Source organism: Myroides sp. C1519, from assembly GCF_038039755.1.
Taxonomy (GTDB): Bacteria; Bacteroidota; Bacteroidia; order Flavobacteriales; family Flavobacteriaceae; genus Flavobacterium; species Flavobacterium phaeum_A.
Window position 1 is genome coordinate 212,285 of the sequence record NZ_JBBPHM010000002.1, and the last position, 19,681, is coordinate 231,965.

At 34.5% G+C, this 19,681-nt stretch carries 15 protein-coding genes; 13 read left to right on the forward strand and 2 right to left on the reverse strand.

Translation table 11 applies throughout. The features are described from left to right. Positions 1–42: 42 nt before the first annotated feature. Positions 43–2,895 carry an aminomethyl-transferring glycine dehydrogenase gene (gcvP, locus tag AABL81_RS02330; RefSeq protein WP_341340274.1) on the reverse strand — a complete coding sequence of 951 codons (2,853 nt, stop codon included), beginning with the start codon at positions 2,893–2,895 and terminating at the stop codon, positions 43–45. A gap of 123 nt (positions 2,896–3,018) precedes the next feature. On the opposite strand from gcvP, the gene AABL81_RS02335 reads away from it, so the two are divergent. The 9 genes from AABL81_RS02335 (at position 3,019) to AABL81_RS02375 (ending at position 8,886) form a co-directional block, all read left to right on the forward strand. Further along, a complete protein-coding gene (locus AABL81_RS02335; RefSeq protein WP_341340275.1) occupies positions 3,019–3,855 on the forward strand; it encodes a hypothetical protein in 837 nt (278 codons plus the stop codon). A 57-nt stretch (positions 3,856–3,912) separates the two neighbouring features. Then, positions 3,913–5,304, forward strand: a complete 1,392-nt coding sequence (locus tag AABL81_RS02340; RefSeq protein WP_341340276.1) for a leucyl aminopeptidase family protein — start codon at positions 3,913–3,915, stop codon at positions 5,302–5,304. Between the two features lie 574 nt (positions 5,305–5,878). Continuing rightward, entirely contained in the window at positions 5,879–6,286 is a 408-nt protein-coding gene (locus AABL81_RS02345) for a hypothetical protein (RefSeq protein WP_341340277.1), read from the forward strand. Beyond that, the gene (locus tag AABL81_RS02350) at positions 6,276–6,476 is read left to right on the forward strand and encodes a helix-turn-helix transcriptional regulator (RefSeq protein WP_158209413.1); all 201 of its coding nucleotides are present in this window, start codon (positions 6,276–6,278) and stop codon (positions 6,474–6,476) included. The genes AABL81_RS02345 and AABL81_RS02350 overlap by 11 nt, the downstream gene beginning before the upstream one ends. A 74-nt stretch (positions 6,477–6,550) precedes the next feature. Beyond that, positions 6,551–7,084: a GNAT family N-acetyltransferase gene (locus AABL81_RS02355; RefSeq protein ID WP_341340278.1), complete on the forward strand. Its 534-nt coding sequence runs from the start codon at positions 6,551–6,553 to the stop codon at positions 7,082–7,084. A gap of 188 nt (positions 7,085–7,272) precedes the next feature. Continuing rightward, on the forward strand, positions 7,273–7,818 hold the full coding sequence (locus AABL81_RS02360; RefSeq protein ID WP_341340279.1) for a HugZ family pyridoxamine 5'-phosphate oxidase: 546 nt from the start codon (positions 7,273–7,275) through the stop codon (positions 7,816–7,818). Between the two features lie 110 nt (positions 7,819–7,928). Beyond that, positions 7,929–8,243 (forward strand): hypothetical protein, encoded by a 315-nt coding sequence (locus tag AABL81_RS02365; RefSeq protein WP_090405313.1) that lies wholly within the window; start codon positions 7,929–7,931, stop codon positions 8,241–8,243. 68 nt (positions 8,244–8,311) lie between these two features. Beyond that, the gene (locus AABL81_RS02370; RefSeq protein ID WP_341340280.1) at positions 8,312–8,605 is read left to right on the forward strand and encodes a hypothetical protein; all 294 of its coding nucleotides are present in this window, start codon (positions 8,312–8,314) and stop codon (positions 8,603–8,605) included. Positions 8,606–8,652: 47 nt separating this feature from the next. Continuing rightward, positions 8,653–8,886 carry a hypothetical protein gene (locus AABL81_RS02375; RefSeq protein ID WP_341340281.1) on the forward strand — a complete coding sequence of 78 codons (234 nt, stop codon included), beginning with the start codon at positions 8,653–8,655 and terminating at the stop codon, positions 8,884–8,886. Positions 8,887–8,963: 77 nt separating this feature from the next. On the opposite strand, the gene AABL81_RS02380 is transcribed toward AABL81_RS02375, so the two are convergent. Beyond that, positions 8,964–9,863: a DMT family transporter gene (locus tag AABL81_RS02380; protein ID WP_341340282.1), complete on the reverse strand. Its 900-nt coding sequence runs from the start codon at positions 9,861–9,863 to the stop codon at positions 8,964–8,966. A gap of 355 nt (positions 9,864–10,218) precedes the next feature. Here AABL81_RS02380 and AABL81_RS02385 point away from each other — a divergent pair, with 355 nt between their 5' ends. The 4 genes from AABL81_RS02385 (at position 10,219) to AABL81_RS02400 (ending at position 19,630) form a co-directional block, all read left to right on the forward strand. Beyond that, positions 10,219–11,784, forward strand: coding sequence for a M20/M25/M40 family metallo-hydrolase (locus AABL81_RS02385; protein WP_341340283.1), 1,566 nt, complete (start codon positions 10,219–10,221; stop codon positions 11,782–11,784). A 122-nt stretch (positions 11,785–11,906) separates the two neighbouring features. Beyond that, on the forward strand, positions 11,907–17,975 hold the full coding sequence (locus tag AABL81_RS02390; protein ID WP_341340284.1) for an alpha-2-macroglobulin family protein: 6,069 nt from the start codon (positions 11,907–11,909) through the stop codon (positions 17,973–17,975). 120 nt (positions 17,976–18,095) lie between these two features. Next, entirely contained in the window at positions 18,096–18,971 is an 876-nt protein-coding gene (locus AABL81_RS02395; RefSeq protein WP_341340285.1) for a pirin family protein, read from the forward strand. 113 nt (positions 18,972–19,084) lie between these two features. Beyond that, positions 19,085–19,630: a hypothetical protein gene (locus AABL81_RS02400; RefSeq protein ID WP_341340286.1), complete on the forward strand. Its 546-nt coding sequence runs from the start codon at positions 19,085–19,087 to the stop codon at positions 19,628–19,630. Positions 19,631–19,681: the final 51 nt, after the last annotated feature.

Below are 19,681 nucleotides of genomic sequence, written 5' to 3' on the forward strand. Positions count from 1 at the left end.
ATCATCAGATGGTGCTTTTTCATATCTATAAATCCGTTAGGATTAGTTTTCCATATATACTTCAATAGGAGCACAAGAACAAACTAAGTTTCTATCTCCGTATGCATCGTCAATACGACGTACAGAAGGCCATAATTTGTTTTCAGCTACATAAGGTAGTGGATAAGCCGCTTTTTGTCTTGAGTATGGTAAATCCCAATTATCAGCAGTTAATAAAGCTAATGTATGAGGAGAGTTTTTCAACTCATTCACTGGGTTTTCAATAGTAGCATTCTCAATTTCTTTACGGATAGAGATCATTGCATCACAGAAACGGTCAAGCTCTTCTAAGCTTTCACTTTCTGTTGGTTCAATCATCAATGTACCAGCAACAGGGAAAGATACCGTTGGAGCGTGGAATCCGTAGTCGATTAAACGTTTAGCAATATCAGTAACTTCAATTCCTTTGTCTTTAAACTCACGTACATCAAGAATCATTTCGTGTGCAGCACGACCTTTTTCACCAGTGTATAGAATAGAATAATGCTCTTCTAAACGAGTTTTAAGGTAGTTAGCATTTAAGATTGCTTGTTGTGTAACTTTCTTCAATCCGTCTGTTCCTAACATCGCGATGTAACCATAAGAGATTAAACATACTAATGCAGAACCATAAGGAGCAGCAGAAATAGAAGTGATAGCATTTTTACCACCTACTTTTACTATTGGGTTAGAAGGTAAGAACTCAACTAAGTGTTCTGCAACACAGATTGGTCCTACACCAGGTCCACCACCTCCGTGAGGAATAGCAAATGTTTTGTGTAAGTTTAAGTGACAAACGTCAGCACCAATATTTGCTGGGTTTGTAATAGCAACCTGTGCGTTCATATTAGCACCATCCATATACACTTGTCCTCCATTATCGTGGATGATTTGAGTAATCTCCATAATAGCAGATTCGTAAACTCCGTGTGTAGAAGGATAAGTAACCATTAAACAAGACAAGTTGTCTTTGTATTGTTCAGCTTTAGCTTTCAAGTCTGCAACGTCAATATTTCCTTCAGGAGTAGTTTTAGTAACTACAACTTTCATTCCAGCCATAGCAGCAGAAGCAGGGTTAGTACCGTGAGCAGAAGCAGGGATTAAAGCGATATCTCTTTGGAAATCTCCTCTTGCGTGGTGGTAAGCACGGATAGTCATAAGACCAGCGTACTCTCCTTGTGCTCCTGAGTTTGGTTGTAATGTTGTACCAGCAAAACCAGTAATAACACTTAATTTATCTTCAAGGTCTTTCAACATTTCTAAGTACCCTTGTGCTTGATCAGCAGGAACGAATGGGTGAACATTATTCCATTGTGGGTTACTTAAAGGCAACATCTCAGCAGCCGCGTTTAATTTCATTGTACAAGAACCTAAAGAAATCATTGAGTGATTCAATGCTAAATCTTTACGCTCAAGTTTTTTGATATAACGCATTAATTCTGTTTCAGAGTGGTAGCTATTAAAAGCAGCGTGTTGTAAGAACGTAGAAGTACGTTTTAATTTAGCTGGGTATTTAACAGTAGTTTCGTCTAATGCAACAACTTCAAAAGCATCTTTACCTACAGCCTTAGCAAAAATAGCTACGATTGTGTTGATGTCTTTTAATTCTACAGTTTCGTTTAAAGAAATAGAGATTGTGTTAGCATCGATATAATTGAAGTTAATTTGATTTTCAAGAGCAATTGCTTTTACTTTTTCAGCATCAGCTTTTACAGTGATTGTATCAAAGAAAGCAGCATTTGTTTGTTCAACTCCTAATTTCTCTAAGCTTGCAGCTAAAGTAACCGCTTTTGCGTGTACACCGTTAGCGATTGCTTGCAATCCTTTTGGTCCGTGGTACACAGCGTAGAAACTTGCCATTACAGCTAACAATACTTGAGCAGTACAAATGTTAGAAGTAGCTTTCTCACGTTTGATGTGTTGCTCACGAGTTTGAAGAGCCATACGTAAAGCTGTATTACCATCAGCGTCTTTAGAAACACCAATAATACGTCCTGGCATACTACGTTTGTATTCTTCTTTAGTAGCGAAATAAGCAGCGTGAGGACCTCCATATCCTAATGGAATACCGAAACGTTGTGTAGTACCTACTACAACGTCAGCTCCCATTTCTCCTGGAGGAGTTAAAGAAACTAAAGATAAGATATCAGCAGCTACAGCTACTTTGATGTCTTTAGATTTTGCAGTGTGAATAAAATCAGCGTAGTCATTTACGATACCGTGTTTTCCAGGGTATTGTAACATTGCTCCAAAGAATTCTTCAGAGAAGTCAAACTCTTGGTGATTACCAACAACTAATTCAACTCCAAAAGGTGTTGCTCTTGTTTGTAATACAGATAAAGTTTGAGGTAAAATCTCTTCAGAAACGAAGAACTTAACAACGTTGTTTTTCTTTTGATCTCTTGTTCTAACGTCAAATAACAAGATCATAGCTTCAGCAGCAGAAGTTGCCTCGTCTAAAAGAGAAGCGTTAGCAATCTCCATTCCTGTTAATTCTATTACAGTTGTCTGGAAGTTTAACAAAGCCTCTAAACGACCTTGTGCCACCTCAGCTTGATACGGCGTGTACGCAGTATACCATCCTGGGTTTTCAAATACATTACGAATAATAGCTGCAGGTACTACAGCCTCGTTGTATCCTAAACCGATAAAAGAGCGGAATATTTTATTTTTGTTACCCAATGCTTGAATATGTGATAAGTATTCATATTCGTTCATTGCTGGAGCAAGATTTAAATCTTCTTTTAAACGAATAGCGTTTGGAAACGTTTCGTCAATCAGTTGCTCGATGTTTTCAACCTTTACAGTCTTAAACATTTGTGCTAAGTCCTCAGGACGAGGACCAATGTGTCTTAAAGCAAATGCGTTTGTTTTCATTTGGACAATTAAATATTAGTTGTGTTAAGCACACAAAAATAACCATTAATCTGACATTTTGTCGAATATTACTTTTAATTTTGAAAACTTATAATACTATTTGATAATTATTTCAGAATACTTATGGATTTGATGAAGAACAAGGGAATTGATTTTTATTTAAATGGAAGTATTCACGTATCGGTTGCAGTTTTCGCTCTGGTACAAATGACCTTTTACTTTTGTCGTTTGCCATTTGATGGTGTTGTTTCTGCTATGGCGTTCACAGGAACACTTTTTTCATACAACTTTATTAAATATGCCGATTTTGTATATCGTCATAGATATAGCTTATCTCGTAAATTCAAGACGATAGTTGCTGTTAGTTTATTAGCATTAGTTGTAGGTACAATCTGTTTTTTCTTGCTTAATTTAAAGGCACAATTAGTAACGGTTAGTCTCCTATTACTATCTGTTTTTTACGCTATTCCTATCAATGATAAAATACCGAACCTCCGCAATTGGGCAGGGTTAAAAGTTTATATAGTTTGCCTTTGTTGGGCAACAGTTACTTTGATAGTTCCGATTGTTAATGCAGGATTGGAATTGAGTTGGGACATTGGAATTAAGTTTGCACAACGCTTTATCTTGGCGCTGATATTAATAGGAATTTTCGAGATAGTGGACTTGCAATTTGACGATAATAAATTAAAAACATTACCTCAAACTTTAGGGGTTGTCAATACCAAATGGATGTTGACATTATTGTTAATTCCCTTTTATGTAATCGAATTTTTCAAAGTAGGTTATCAACCTATCCAAGCTTGGAATAATCTTGCTATTGTGTTGCTAACTCTTTTCTTTATTTGGTATGCTTCAAGAGAGAGAACGAAGATATACACCCTTTTTTGGGTTGAAAGTGTACCTATTGTATGGTGGCTTTTGGTGGTGTTGGAAAGCTTTTCTGAAACTCAAGTATAGTGTTTTTTTAGTTGAGTCTAAAAAAATGTATATTTGCAATAATATAAATACACAAAGATGATACAACTTGTAAATGACGTTAAGACAAACGGAAATGTAGTTTTCGTTTTAAGTAAAGACAATAAAGGAGCTGTAGTTGTTCCTGAGTTTTTAAATGACTTCGTAAAAAGCTTTGAAGAAAGCAAAAAAGAAGAGGACTTCGCTAAAGTAGGAAGTCAATATTTCTTCTTCGTAAAAGAGAATACAGATTTAGAAAAAATGCGTTTAGCAGGATTTAATATCCGCAAACAATTAGATAAAAAAGCAGATAACTTAAGCATCGTTGGTAACGGTGAAGCTACTTTAGCATTGACTGAAGGGTTTATGTTGTCTAACTACCAATTCTTGAAATACTTCAAGGAAGCAGAAGAAATGAAATATGCTTTAACTAATGTTGAGGTAAAAGGAGATTTCACTGCAAAGCAAATCGCTGACTTAAACAATACAATCAAAGCTGTTTACTGGGCACGTACAATGGTAAATGAGCCGGTAAACTTTTTAACTGCAACACAATTATCGAAAGAGATTGAATTGTTAGGAAAAGAAGCTAATTTTTCTGTAAAAGTTTTAGAGCGCAAAGAAATTGAAGAGTTGAAAATGGGAGGTTTATTAGCTGTAAACAGAGGTTCTATTGAGCAACCAACATTTACAGTAATGGAGTACAAACCTGCTAACCCAATCAACAAAAAACCAATCGTATTAGTTGGTAAAGGTGTTGTATATGATACAGGAGGTTTAAGTTTAAAACCAACAGCGGGATCTATGGACTCAATGAAGAGTGATATGGGTGGGGCTGCTTGTATGGCAGGTACTATTTATGCTGCGGCATTAAACGAAGTAAACGTTCACGTAATTGGATTAATTCCTGCTACTGATAACCGTCCTGGTGGAGATGCTTATGCACCTGGTGACGTTATCACAATGTATGATGGAACTACAATTGAAGTATTGAACACAGATGCAGAAGGACGTATGATTTTAGCGGATGCTATTGCTTATGCTAACCAATACGAACCAGCAGTTATTATTGACGCAGCTACATTAACAGGAGCAGCATTAGTAGTAGCAGGAGATATGGCTTCTTGTATTATGGGTAACGAAGAAAAAGTTATTCAAGACATCGTTAAGTCTGGTTACAACGTTCACGAACGTTTAGCACAATTGCCATTCTGGGATGACTATAAAGATTTATTAAAATCAAACGTAGCAGATATGAAGAATATTGGAGGACGTTTTGCAGGTACTATTACGGCAGGTAAATTCTTAGAGCACTTCGCTAAGCACCCTTATGTGCACATTGATATTGCTGGTCCAGCTTGGATGGATTCTCCGAGAGATTATAAAGGAAACGGTGGTACTGGTAGTGGAGTACGTACATTAGTTGACTTCTTGACAAATTACAAAGGATAATTTTGTAGTTAAACGTTATATAATTTGGATAAGGGCTGTATTCTAAAATGAGAGTACAGCCCTTATTTTTTTGGTTAAATAGTTTATTGTCTTAACCTTAGTTTAAATTGAGGGTAATAGGAACTATTTTAGTCTTTTTTTGAAACTAATATGATGTAGCTGTTTACTTTTTTAGTTGTTTTCGATCTATTATAAAGGGAAATGGGATATTTTTAGTTAGGAATTTAAAACTTTATTTTTGTGATATACTGCTTTTAACCACTTGTAGAGGTAGATTCGGAATGTTAGTATAACCAATATATAGATGGAATATAAGTAGCTTGTTCAACAATTATCCGACAATTGTCCGACATTTGTTCGTGTATAATCCCAGTATAGCCCGAAAATACTGGGATAGAATTATTTTTGTCGGAGAATAGTCGGACAATTGTGGGAGGATTATCAAGTAATCGTAGGGTTAGAGATAGTAAGTATGTTTTGTGTGTGACATCATTAATGTATTGTTTTTGATGTAAAGTTTGTTTGTCTAATTGTAAAGTTTATTTTACATTTGTGACTATAAAATTTAAAACTTATGAGAAACTTACCTTTATTTCCAAACTACTTTAAATGGGTAGTAATTGCTATAATATTATTAGACATTATTATAGCTTTTGTGTTTAGAGATTTTCTAAAACAATATGGAGATTACAGCAAAGAAATTATGCTTACAATTATCAGTTTAGCTTTGTTGATATTGTTTTGGACAAAAAGAAAAGAGGATGACGAAATGTTTGTGCAGTTGAGATTAAACACGATGACAGGTGCTATTGTTTTTTTGATAATATATGTGTTAATAAATAATATTTTTAGCCTTGTTGCAGACGAAGAAGAGATTGGGCGGATATCAGCAGGAATGGGAGTATTTACAATGATGGTTTTTATAACTTTAATGTTTGAACTGCAATTGCGAAAATTGAAAAAAAGTAACAATGAAGAATAACGTAAAAATAGAACGTACTCGTTGCGGATTAACCCAGCAGGAATTAGCTGATTTGTTAACTGTTTCTCGACAGACAGTTAATTCTATAGAAGCGAATCGGTATGTTCCTTCTACTGTATTAGCCTTAAAACTGAGTAAGTTTCTCAAGACTACAGTTGAGGAATTGTTTAGTTTGGAGGAGAGTGATTGATTAAAAAAGTATTTCATACTTGATAAACAAATCGTATTCTTGTTATTCAGAGTTAATATAACAATTACATAGTTATGCAAATTAATATAGCAGCAGATGGTACTATTATTAGTACAACCAACGGTTTCCATTTAGTTGATAAAAATAATGTTCAATTAATTCGCCCGTTAGCAGATAAGATTTGGCCAAAGACTTATGGTACAATTATTACAGAAGAGCAGATAGCTTATATGTTGCCAATGATGTATAGCAACGAGAGAATATTTGGAGAAATAGAACAAGGCTATGTATGGGAATTGTATGTTGAGAACAACCAACTATTAGGATATTTGGACTACAAACTGATGGAAGACAATCGCGTATTTCTTTCTAAGATATATGTAGATACAGACCAACAACAAAAGGGAGTAGGTAAGGTGATGTTGGCGCGTGTTATTGACTATGCCAAAGCACAAAAGGCTACTGCTGTATACTTAACAGTGAATAAGCAAAACACCAAAGCAATTAGCTTCTATGAGCGAAATGGGTTGAAATGTATCAAGTCAGAAACATTTGATATTGGCAATGGGTATGTAATGGATGATTATATTTATCAGTACGATATTTAAAAGGTTTTGAAGATGTTTTTACATATAACAAAAGCGAGGGATTATTTCTTCGCTTTTGTTGTTTTAAAAAGCTTTTGTGCTAATTAACACTTAGTTAAATTTTAAAAAATAGGATAAATACAGATATAGTTATTTTTATTTAGTTTAAATAATTTATTATATTCGCATTATAATTAAATAGCATAATCATGAGCACAAATACAACAAACCCAAATTTCGACCAAAGTAAAGTGAAACCAAAAGCTCCAAAAGTAGAAGAGTTAATTAATGAATGCAAGTCAATTATGATGGCTACAATCAATGAAGATGGAACTCCTTTGGTAAGTACTGCACCTTATTCAAGAGTTGGAAATGACTTTCAAATCTTAGTTTCTTTTATGGCTAAACACACAAAGAACTTGAGAGATAGAAAGCAAGTATCTTTTATGTTTGTAGAAGATGAGAGTGCTTCTAAACAATTATATGCAAGACATCGTCTAACTTTAGATACAGTTGCAGAATTAGTGGAAAAAGAGAATCCATTATATGAAAAGGCAATGGTAGACTTAAAAGAAAGACACGGTAAAGTTGTTGAGGTATTAGGTGACTTAGAAGACTTTATTATGTTCAACTTCAAACCAGTAAAAGGATCTTATGTAAACGGATTTGGTAGTGCGTATTTCGTTGATGAGAACTTAGAAGTAATGGAACACAGAAGAGGAATGCACGGAGCACATAATGCTCATACAAAATAGTAGATGTAATTAGCTTTATATATTTTATCGAAAAAGTCTTTGTATAGTTATGTACAAAGACTTTTTTATTTTAATGTAAAAATGTAGTTTTGAACAGATTTAAATAAAAGATGTCAAAAGGTCAAGTTCATATTCGATGTTATAACTGTGGAGAGTTCAATGCTAATGCTGAAGAATGTGAACATTGTGGTGCTATACTTGATTTAGTAAAGCGTCGTGAGCAAGAAAGACAAGACTACATCAAAGAGAAAGAACGCATCGAAATATTAAAGGGACCAAGTAAAGTGGATCGCTTTTTTAGTGCAATGACTAATCATCGTTGGTTATTGGTAAGATTAGTGTTTAAACTCATCTATGGTGTTTGGATAGTATTTATGGCAATAGTGATGTTTATTGCTTGGTTTATTGGAGTGGTAGTAGCGTGAGAATATTAAAACATAGGTTGTTTATCGGTATGTTGCTTCTTGGAGTTATAATATATGTACTGCAACGATTGGGGATAGTACTACCTTCTTTTGTCAATAATTATCTCAACGATTTATTAGCAGTACCTCTTACTGCGTGGCTTACTTTAGCCATTTTAAAACAGTGGAAAGGAGATACCTTTCTATTATCTCCTTTGATGATTATGACTATTGTCTTTTATTTTTCAGTGTATTTTGAATGGTATTTACCTCAGCATAATCCCAGATATACTGGTGATTTCATTGATGTTCTCTGTTATATCGTAGGTGGTATTGCTTTTTATTTTATCCAAAAGAAGTATATTTCATCTTCAATGAAGTAATTCAAAAGAGTTTTTTTTCGTATTTTTAATTCTCAGAAGATTAACATATGAAAAAGATTTTTTACTTAATACTGCTTATATCATTATTAGTTTTCCTTGTTTTATATAGCTTTTATCAATTTTATTTTGAGGGAAAAGGAGTATCTGTTTTTGATTATAATACTTACTTAAAGGCAGTAGATTTTTATGTTTATTTAGGTATTTCACTATTGTTTGAAGGTGCTTTAATATGGCTGGTACTTACTTTAAGTAAAGGGAAAGGACAACTTGAAATGAAGTAAATATTTAATTACCCTATAAAAAAACTCCGCTTCGGTTTGATACTGAAGCGGAGTTTTTGTTGTTATATAAAGGTGCCTTAAGTAGGCTTTTTATTAAATAGAATAACAAGTGTTACAGATAGTAAAACAAACATTAGTCCAATACCTGAGATAAAATCAAAGTGTTCAGCAAAGAACAATGTACCTACTAAAACAGCTACTACAGGTTCCATTGAACCTAAAATAGAAGTAATTGTTGATCCCGCGTGTTTTACTGCTAATACTAAGCATAAATCAGATATAAACGTTGCAAAGAAACCTAATAAAATTAAGTTCATCCAATCGTTTTTTAAAGTGATTGGTTCTATACCTGTTGTTACCAAACAATAGAATAAGAAGATTAAACAGCCCATTAACAAAACATAGAACGTAAGAGAGTCAAAATTCATATCTGCAATTCTCGACTTGTTTAAACCGACGATATATAGTCCGTATGTAAAGATTGTTATCGCAGCTAAGATAAGTCCTTTAAACAAAGCCGGAGATGGTTCTCCGTGCCAACACATCATTCCAACTCCTAATAGAGAAAGTAAAGAAGCGATTAATAAGACTATTGATTTCTTTTCTTTGTAGAAAAGAATCATCACTATACTCACAAAAATGGGATATAAAAAGTGAACTGTTGTTGCTAAACCACTTGCGATGTATTCATAAGAGTCAACAATAAACTTGGCTGTTGCGGCATACAATAACGCCAAGAAAAAGACGACTGCTAAATCTTTAATAGATATTTTTAAACTTGTTTTCTTATACACACATACGGCTCCCATTGTAGCAGAAGAAAATAAAAATCTGTAAAATAGGATGGTCGGTATGCCGATAGCTGCCACCCCTTCTGGTCGCAATTCAGGTACAATTAACGGTAAGGAGAACAAAGGCACCAAACCAAATGTACCAGAAGAAATTAATGCGAAAAAAATTCCTTTCAGGTTTTTCATTGTTTTAAAAGTTACTTATTAAAAATTTGGGGCAAAGATACGGCATCTAATAGCGGTAGAAACGATGATGTAAATATTTGAGAATCTCTTAAATAATATAGATTATAGGTATTCACGTTACTAATGAATAAGAGTTTTGAAAAATAAAAAAGCAAAGAGTTTCTGAATTATATTCAGATTGAATAATGTACTTTTTATAATTCTATGTTTGTCATTAAATTGATAAAAGAAGACTGTAAGAATTGTTGAGGTGATAATTTTCACTGTGTTTAATTGATAATACAGAAATAAAAAGGGTTGTACACCTTAGCTTAAATATGTATTTTGGCCATTCAAACTAATAGATCAATCAACTATGAGAATTAATTTAAACTTGAATACTGTGGTAAAACATAGTGTTCTTGGTATTGCACTTATGACAAGTGTTATGGCATCTGCACAGAAAGCTGATCCGATAGTAGATGCTATCGTGAAAGAGGGAACAGAAAATTCACAATTAAAGAACTATGCTTTTGAATTGATGGATGTAATTGGGCCTCGTTTAGTAGGAACACCGCAAATGATGGATGCACATAATTGGGTTGTTAACCAATACCAAGCAATGGGACTTGAAGCTCGTAATGAAGCGTATGGAACTTGGAAAGCTTGGGAGAGAGGTACTACTCAAATTACAATGACATCACCACGTATAAAGTCATTAGAGGGAACACAATTAGCTTGGAGTCCGGCTACCAAGAAGAATGGTGTGGAAGGAGAGGTAGTTGTTTTAGTAGATGCTAAGAATAAAGCAGAGTTTGACGCTTGGTTACCAAAAGTGAAAGGTAAGTTTGTAATGATTTCTCAACATCAGTTTTCTGGAAGACCAGATTACCAATGGAAAGAGTATGCAACAGCTGAGTCTTATGATAAGATGAAGGAACAACGTAGAACGGATGCTGAAGAATGGAACCAGCGAATTGCTAATACAGGATATTCAGCTAAGGAATTACCTAAAGTTTTAGAAGAAGCTGGAGCTGCTGGTATTGTTATGTCATATTGGACAGGTATAATGGGGGCAAATAGAATTTTTGGAGCAGAAACAATGAAAGTGCCTACGATTGACTTGTCAGTGGAAGATTACGGATTATTGTTCCGTTTAGCAGAGAATGGCAAAGCACCAAAGATTAATGTGAATGCCCAATCTAAAGATTTGGGTACTGCAAAAACATACAATACTATTGCTGAGTTAAAAGGTGGTGAGAAAGCTGATGAGTACGTTATTTTATCGGCACACTTAGATAGTTGGGATGGAGGAACAGGAGCTACTGATAACGGAACGGGTATTATCACAATGATGGAGGCTACACGTATTTTGAAGAAAATATTGCCTAATCCTAAGCGTACTATTTTAATCGGTAATTGGGGAAGTGAAGAACAAGGGTTAAATGGTTCGCGTGCTTTTGTTGCTGATCATCCAGAATTGCACAATAAAATACAGGTTGTATTTAATCAAGATAACGGAACAGGTCGTGTTGCTAATATTTCAGGACAAGGTTTTTTAAACTCATACCAGTATTTGACAGATTGGTTACACGCAGTACCAGCTAAGTATAAGAATGAAATTAAAACACACTTTCCAGGTTCTCCTTCAGGAGGAGGTTCTGATCACGTATCTTTCGTAAGTAAAGATATTCCTGGATTTATGTTGAGTTCTCTTAGTTGGGGGTATGGAGGATATACTTGGCATACAACAAGAGATACGGCAGATAAGATAGTTTATGACGATGTACAGAGCAATGCTATTCTTATTGCGATCTTAGCTTATAAAGCAAGTGAGGAAGAAGAATTGGTAAATAGAGATAAGATTGTCTTGCCAATGAATGATAAAGGGCAACGTCAAGAATGGCCTGAAGCAAAAGGTCCAAAGCGTACTGTAAATTAAAAAAATACTAAAATTCAAGAGGTGCTATACTATAGCGCCTCTTTTTTTGTTTATAGAATATAGTATTGTAGAGATAAAGACTTATTTTTATCTAAAAGTAATTTGAACGGATTATGAAAAAAATGAATATATTTTTAATGATACTCGCTCCAATAGTAGGGTTTGGACAATCACCAAATCCTAAAATTAAGGCATTGTGGGAGAGTATTGCTAAAAAAGAACAAGGCTACGAAGTAAAAAGCCTTGCGCCAGAGGTTAAGGAAGTACTTGACTTATCGCGTAAAGAAAAAGACTACCCAAGTGTATTGAAAGCTCTTTTTTATCAAGCTAAGATTGATATAGCAACTAAAGATGATAGTGAGTTTAATGTAAACGAAGTTTTTCAGGTATTTGAAAAAGAACGCAAAACTGCTACTGGGGTTTATGCTGCGATGCTTGATGCTTATCAAGGGCAGTTATATACGATTTACAAAAGTGAAAACTCATATAAGTTTAGAAATAGAACAGAGCAAGAAACAGATAGTGCTACTGATGTTCGTTTTATGACGTTAAGTCAATTAGAACAACGTGTTGATAAGTTCTATTCAAGTGCTTTGACGCTTTTGAAAAAGAATCCAACTGTATTAGTAAAGGATTGGAAGGATATGTTTGTTTATGACAAAGACAGCAAAGTAGACTTTTCTAATTATACCTTGTATGAGGCAGTGCGTTTAGATTACGCTTCTGTTTTGTTGAATGGACTTTATAGCTTCGTTCCTCAAGCAGAGCAAGACTTGAATAGAGACAAGGCTTATAAGTTAATCGATGAGGTTAAAAAAGAAGTGGCTAATCGCAAGAATGTAGATTTAGTAGTGTACACTGCCTTGTTTGAATTAGATTTTAGATATGATTGGACAGCAACTACTAAAAACGATAAGTACAAACAATTGCTAAAAGATTATCCGTTGAATCTGGATCTATCAAAAGCATACTTACAATTTTTGTACAGACAGTTTGAACAGACGAATGAAAATTCGGAGTTAAAAGTAGAAGGAACAGAGGTTATTGCTTATGCTCAAAAGGCATTAAGATTGTTTTCTTTGTCAGCAGATAAGGGGCAATTAAAAATGTTTACAGATTATCAAAAGCTTGTAACTAATCCTGACTTGAGTATATCTACAATTCAAATGCTCGATGTTAATGAGATTGCTCCATTAAACATCAGTTATAAGAACACTGATAAAGTATTTGTACAAGTAGTTAAGATAACTGAACCTGTTGCAGATTATGAGTTTAAATATGATGTACACGAAAAAGAGGGGTATCAGTATATTTCTACGAAAGACAAAGTAGTAGATAGTTATACTATTGATGTTAAGAAGTATGATGATAACAAAGTTCATAGTACACGTATTGCATTGAAACCATTAACAATGGGACGTTATGCTATTATGGTAAGTACAGCTCCTTTTGATAGATTAGAGAAAGAAAAAGATGTAGTAAGTTATACAGAGCTTAGTGTTTCTTCTAATGCAATTATTTTAGGAGAAAACAAACTTCGTGCGTATAACCGTGCTACAGGAGAACCCTTAGTGAATAAGCGTATTCGTGTATCAAATAGTATTTCTAATAAGAGAGATAAGAATTATTGGGAAACAGTAATTACTACGGATTCAAAAGGAGAACATACACTTACTCTTGATATGCAATCTTCTCAACGTATTTATTCGATTGATGGGGAAGACGTGTTTTATAGAAATTATTATTATAACCCAAGAAAAGATAAATACAGCGATGATGTAGAGAGTATTTCAAGTAAATTATTTACTGACCGTGGTATATATAGACCTGGGCAAACAGTTTATTTTAAAGCCATATTAACAGAAATAAAAGGACTTACTGAGAAAGTGTCTACAAATGTGAAATATACTCTTGAATTGGTTAATACAAACAATGAAGTAATCAATAGTATTGACGCTATTTCAAATGAGTTCGGATCATTACAAGGGTCATTTGCTTTGCCTGCTTCTGGTAAGTTAGGAAACTTCTATATCAGAGTAAAAGGAATAGGTGGCTCTAAGATGTTTAAAGTAGAAGAGTACAAACGTCCAAAGTTTGAGGTAACAATGGATAAGGTAACAGAAAGTTTTCAGTTAAATGAAAAAGTATCTGTTAAGGGAAGTGCTGTTGCTTTTTCAGGTGCTAATATCGATAAGGCTAAAGTTACGTATAAAGTAACACGTGCTACTTTATGGCCTTACTTACCTTGGTATAGACGTATGTTTATGCGTTATGAAAAACCAGAGCAGATTACACAAGGAGAAACAATCACAGATAAGGATGGTAAGTTTGTTATAGACTTTACTGCTATTCCTGCTAATGAGAAAAAGGATAAAGATAATCCTCGTACGTATCGCTATGTGGTAAATGTTGAGGTAACGGATGTCAATGGAGAAACACATACAGAGTCGTCTTCTGTTACAGTAGGAGATAGAGGTGTATTGCTTGACTTAAAAGTAGGGGCTAATGTAACAGTAACCGACTTAGAAACAATCAAATTAAATACAACAAATCTGAATGGTGTTGATTATCCTGCTAAAGGAGAGGTTGTAATCTATGAGTTGAAAGCACCATATCCAAAGCGTATGCTAAATACAGGTTTGAGATCTGGAAATAAAGAGGAGGCATATACATACGATGAGTTTGTTAAGTTGTTCCCTTATTTACCTTATGGACAAGAGTTAGATCAAGCTACTTGGAAAGAAGGAGCTCAAGTTTTTAAAGCGAGTTTTGATACTGCACAAGCAAAAGAGCTTAATTGGAAAGATGCTTCTAAGTTAGCAAGTGGTACTTACATTGTAAAAGGGTTTGTAATTGACAAGGATGGAGAAAAGATAACAGTAGATAAACAAGTCAATGTTGTAAATACAAATGAGAAAAATCGTCAAGTGTATGACTTGCTTGATGTACAAGGAGGAGATGGCGCTTACAAAGTAGGTGATAAGGTAACGTACTCTTTACAGTCGGGAGAAGAGAATACAATTGTTGTTGTTTCTGTGATTTCTAAAGAAAGTGTTGTTACTCAAAAAACATTGAAAGTAGGTAAGAAGGCTGTGAAGTTTGAAGTACCTGTTAAAGATGAAAATACTATTTCAGTGTATTTCTCAGCAGTGAAACACAACTTCTACCAAAATGATAGAAGGTTGATTAGTGTTAACAACGAAATAGGTAAACTAAATATCGAGGTTGGCTCATTCAGAGATAAGTTGACACCAGGTCAGAAAGAAACGTGGACATTGACTATTTCAGGATTGGACAAAGACAAAGTGTTGTCGGAAGTATTAGCAGGAATGTATGATGCTTCTTTAGATGAGTTTGCTTCTAATTCATTTTCTTCTTCTTTTTACAAGAGAAAGAAATACTATACTAATAACGATAGATTCAACTTCAATAATGCGTTCAATAATATTACATACACAAGTAACGCTGTAGGAAACTACTTTAGTTATGAGTCGGTGTATTTTGGTATGCCAATTACGTTAGAGACTTTCAATATTGGATTTGCAGATACACAACGTATGATGTACAGAACGATGGCTATGAGTGCTGATGCAAATTATGTAATGGAAGAAAGTGCTGTAATGGCTGCACCAAGTACACAAAAAGTACGTGGAAAAAGTGAAATATCGTTTGGAAGTGGAGATGCCAATAATTCGCCTCTTCAAATTATAGATGGAGTAGTTGCAGAAGAAGGTGTGGAAGTAGATAGAAAAAATATAGTTGAAATGAAAGTATTGTCTCCAGAAGAGGCTACGGCTTTATATGGAGTTAGAGGTGCTAAAGGTGCAGTATTGATTACAACGAAAGAAGGTGCTTTGGCAGAATTAGGGAATGTGGAAACAAGAACTAATCTGAATGAGACTGCCTTTTTCTATCCACAGTTAAAAACGGATAAAGATGGCAATATCAAGTTAGAGTTTACAATGCCAGAAGCGTTAACGCAATGGAAGTTTATGGCTTTGGCTCACAGTAAAGATTTGCGTACAGGTTATATAGAGAAAAAAGTACGCACACAAAAAGACTTGATGGTTGTTCCTAATATGCCAAGATTCTTACGTCAAGGAGATGAGGTTGTCATTTCTAATAAGACAACAAATCTTTCTGATAAAGAAGTGAATGGAACAGTTGCTTTATTGCTGTTTGACGCATTTACAATGGAACCAATTGACGCTTCATTTGCTAATGATGACAAGGTAAAAGCAATCGCTGTAGGCAAAGGAGAATCAACAGTAAGTACGTGGACTATAAAAGTGCCTAATGGTATTCAAGCTGTGGTTTATCGCGTGGTTGCAAAAGCAGGTGACTTTAGCGATGGAGAGGAGTCGGCATTGCCTATTCTTTCAAATCGTATGATGGTAACAGAAACAATGCCTATCTATGTGAAAGAAGGACAAAACAAGTTCTTCACGTTAGATAAGTTGAAAGAAGGTAATTCATCAACACAAGACAATTTCTTGTTGACATTTGAAATGACTACAAACCCATTGTGGAATGCAGTATTTGCGCTTCCATCGTTGAGAGATTATCATTCGTCAAATGCCAATGGAATGTTCAATAAGTTTTACGGGAATGTAGTTTCTACTTCTATTATGAATAGCAATCCTCGTATTAAAAGTGTATTTGACAATTGGAATTCTAAAGGAGAGTTGGTATCTCGTTTAGAGAAAAATAAAGAGTTGAGAAATATCTTGATTGAAGAAACTCCTTGGTTAATGCAAGCAGAAAGTGAAGAAGAACAAATGAAGCGTATTGCTTTATTGTTTGACTTGAATAAAATGCAACAAGAGCGCACAGAGTCTTTTGATAAATTGCTTGAAATGCAAAATGCAGATGGAGGTTTCCCTTGGTTTAGTGGTAGTAACTCTAATTTATACATTACACAATCTATCGTAGAAGGTTTTGGGAACTTGAAAAAGATGGGAATGTTAAGTGAAGATATGGGAGTTGCTTACAAGGGAATGTTAGATAGAGCAATTCGATTTGTAGACCAAGAGCAGTTTGTAGTGTATAATGAATTACTGAAAAAGGCAGAGATGGGCTACAACCCAATTAATCTTCATTATTTGTATGTGAGAAGTTTCTTTAAAGATGACTTTAAAATGAAAGAGGAACACGGTGTAATGCTTAATTTCTATTTAAAGAATTTAGAGGATAGTAAACTTAATGTAGGTTTATACAGCAAAGCAATGCGTGCGGTAGTAGCTAAACGATATGGTAAAAACCAGTTGGCAAGTACAGCAATTAAGAGCATAATGGAGTTGTCAGTAGATTCGGACGAGATGGGAATGTATTGGAAAGAGAATAAACCTGGATGGTTCTGGTATGACTCGCCTGTAGAAACACAAGTGATGATTATGGAGGCTTACAGTGAGGTTGTTTCTAAAGAAGACAAAGCGTTAGAAGAAATGAAAGTGTGGTTGTTGAAAAACAAACAAACAACAGCTTGGAACTCTACAAAGGCTACTACTCGTGCTATTTATGCTTTATTGAATATTGGCAAGTCTTGGGCAGATTCTGATAAGGGAATTGCAGTAAAAGTTGGTGGTACGCCAATTGACTTAACAAAAGATAGTCAAATGGGAAGTGGTTACGTAAAACAGTCTTGGTCTAAAGGAGAAATAACTTCTCAAATGGCAACTGTTGAGGTAGAAAAAACTTCTCCTGGTGTAGCTTGGGGAGCAATGTACTGGCAGTATTTTGAGGATTTAGATAAAATCACAGCAGCACATACAGGAGTTAAGTTCAATAAACAATTGTTCTTGCGTGTGAATACAGACAAAGGAGAAGTCTTGAGACAGATTACAACAGATACTCCAATTAAGGTTGGTGATAAAGTAGCAGTACGTTTAGAAATCGTTGTAGATAGAGATATGGACTTTGTTCACATTAAGGATATGAGAGCAAGTGGTTTTGAACCAACAAATGTTTTCTCTGGTTATAGATGGAGAGGAGAGTTTGGTTATTACGAGGAAACACGTGATGCATCAACAAATTTCTTTATCTCTCGATTAAACAAAGGAAGCTATGTTTTTGAATATGATTTAAGAGCAAATACAGCAGGTTTCTTCTCTAATGGTATTACTACATTACAAAATATGTACGCTCCTGAAATGAGTGCACATAGTGAAGGAATAAAAGTAGAGATTAAGTAATAGGTATAAGTGAATACCAAATAAAGAAAGGCGAACCAATGTGTTCGCCTTTTCTTGTTGTAGGTTAAGTGTAAAAGGGAAGGTGTGGTTGTAACTTTGTAGTACAAAAAACAAAGAGATATGAAAACAAGAAATATTAAACAAGTAGTAGCACCACAACCTGCACACTTTGTAGGAGATGGTTTTAGAGTACATAACTTTATTCCAGGTATGCCAAATATGAGTATGCAACAAATGGATCCGTTCATTATGTTTGATTATAACTCAAAATTCGTGTTTCCACCTTCTCAAATTCCAAAAGGTGTTGGTGTTCATCCACACAAAGGATTTGAAACGGTTACAATTGCTTATAAAGGGCGTGTTGAACACGGAGATAGCAGTGGTGGAGGTGGTATCATTGGTCAAGGAGATGTACAATGGATGACTGCTGCATCAGGTGTTTTACACAAAGAGTTTCACGAAACAGAGTGGAGTAAAACAGGAGGAGAGTTTCAAATGGTACAGCTATGGGTAAACTTGAAAGGAGAAGACAAAAAAGGACCTGCTAAATACCAAGCGATTGAAAATGATAAAATGGCAAAACATCAATTGCCAAATGATATGGGATTGGTTGAGGTAATTGCTGGTGAATTTGAAGGAACAAAAGGAACAGCTTCTACGTTTACACCAATGCATATGTTTAATTTAAAAGCTAAAAAAGGTGCTAAAACCACCTTTACTTTTCCTTCTCATTTCACTACAATGTTGTTAGTTTTAGAAGGAGAAATTAAAGTTAATGGTACTACAATTGTAAAAACAGACCACGTTGCACATATGGCAAAAGATGGAGAAGCATTTACTGTTGAGGTTTTAGAAGATGCAGTAGTGTTAGTGTTGTCAGGAGAACCGCTAAACGAACCAATTGCACACTACGGACCTTTTGTAATGAATACAAGAGATGAGTTAATTGAGGCTGTAAATGACTTCAATGCAGGTAAGTTTGGTGACTTAGAATAAATAGTATAAACAAAAGATAGTTGTGTCTTTATAGAGATTTGGTTTGGTTAAAGGAGAGATAAGTTTTTTATCTCTCCTTTTCTTTTTTCTTATACATTTGTTTTTTTTAAAGTATGAAAAAAGTAGGATTAGGATTATTGACCTTTGCGCTATGTGTTGCGAGTTGTCAAGATAAGAAAGTTGAGGTTCCAGTAACAGAAGAGGCCACTGTAGAGAGTATACAAGAAACTGTAGAAACCAAAGAATTGAAATTGTCTGGTGAAACGATGGATACGTATATGGATTCAGAAGACGCGATGATGACTTCTTTAGTAGAGAAAGACCAACTGCGTCTACAAAAAGCAATTCAGATTATCGGAAATATGAATATATTTTATACGGAAGATGAAGGTATAGATAACGATAAAACAGATGCTGCTTTTTTAAAGATTGTCGGAGGTAAAACATTTAAGCAAGTTTGTGATACTGCTGAAAGGTATTTAAAAGCAGAACAAAAACAAGAATTAGATCGTATTCAAAATTTATTAGGAACGATAAAAGATCCAAAGGCTGCTTCGGAAGTAGATAAGTATAATGAAGCGCAACAAAATCTTAAAGAAGTAAATCAAATGCCGATTACGCTTGATGATTATACGTATAACGAAGAGTGTTTTCTATAAGCCGTTTTTATAGAACAAGCATAATAATAAGAAAGCCCATTGTTTTTTGAC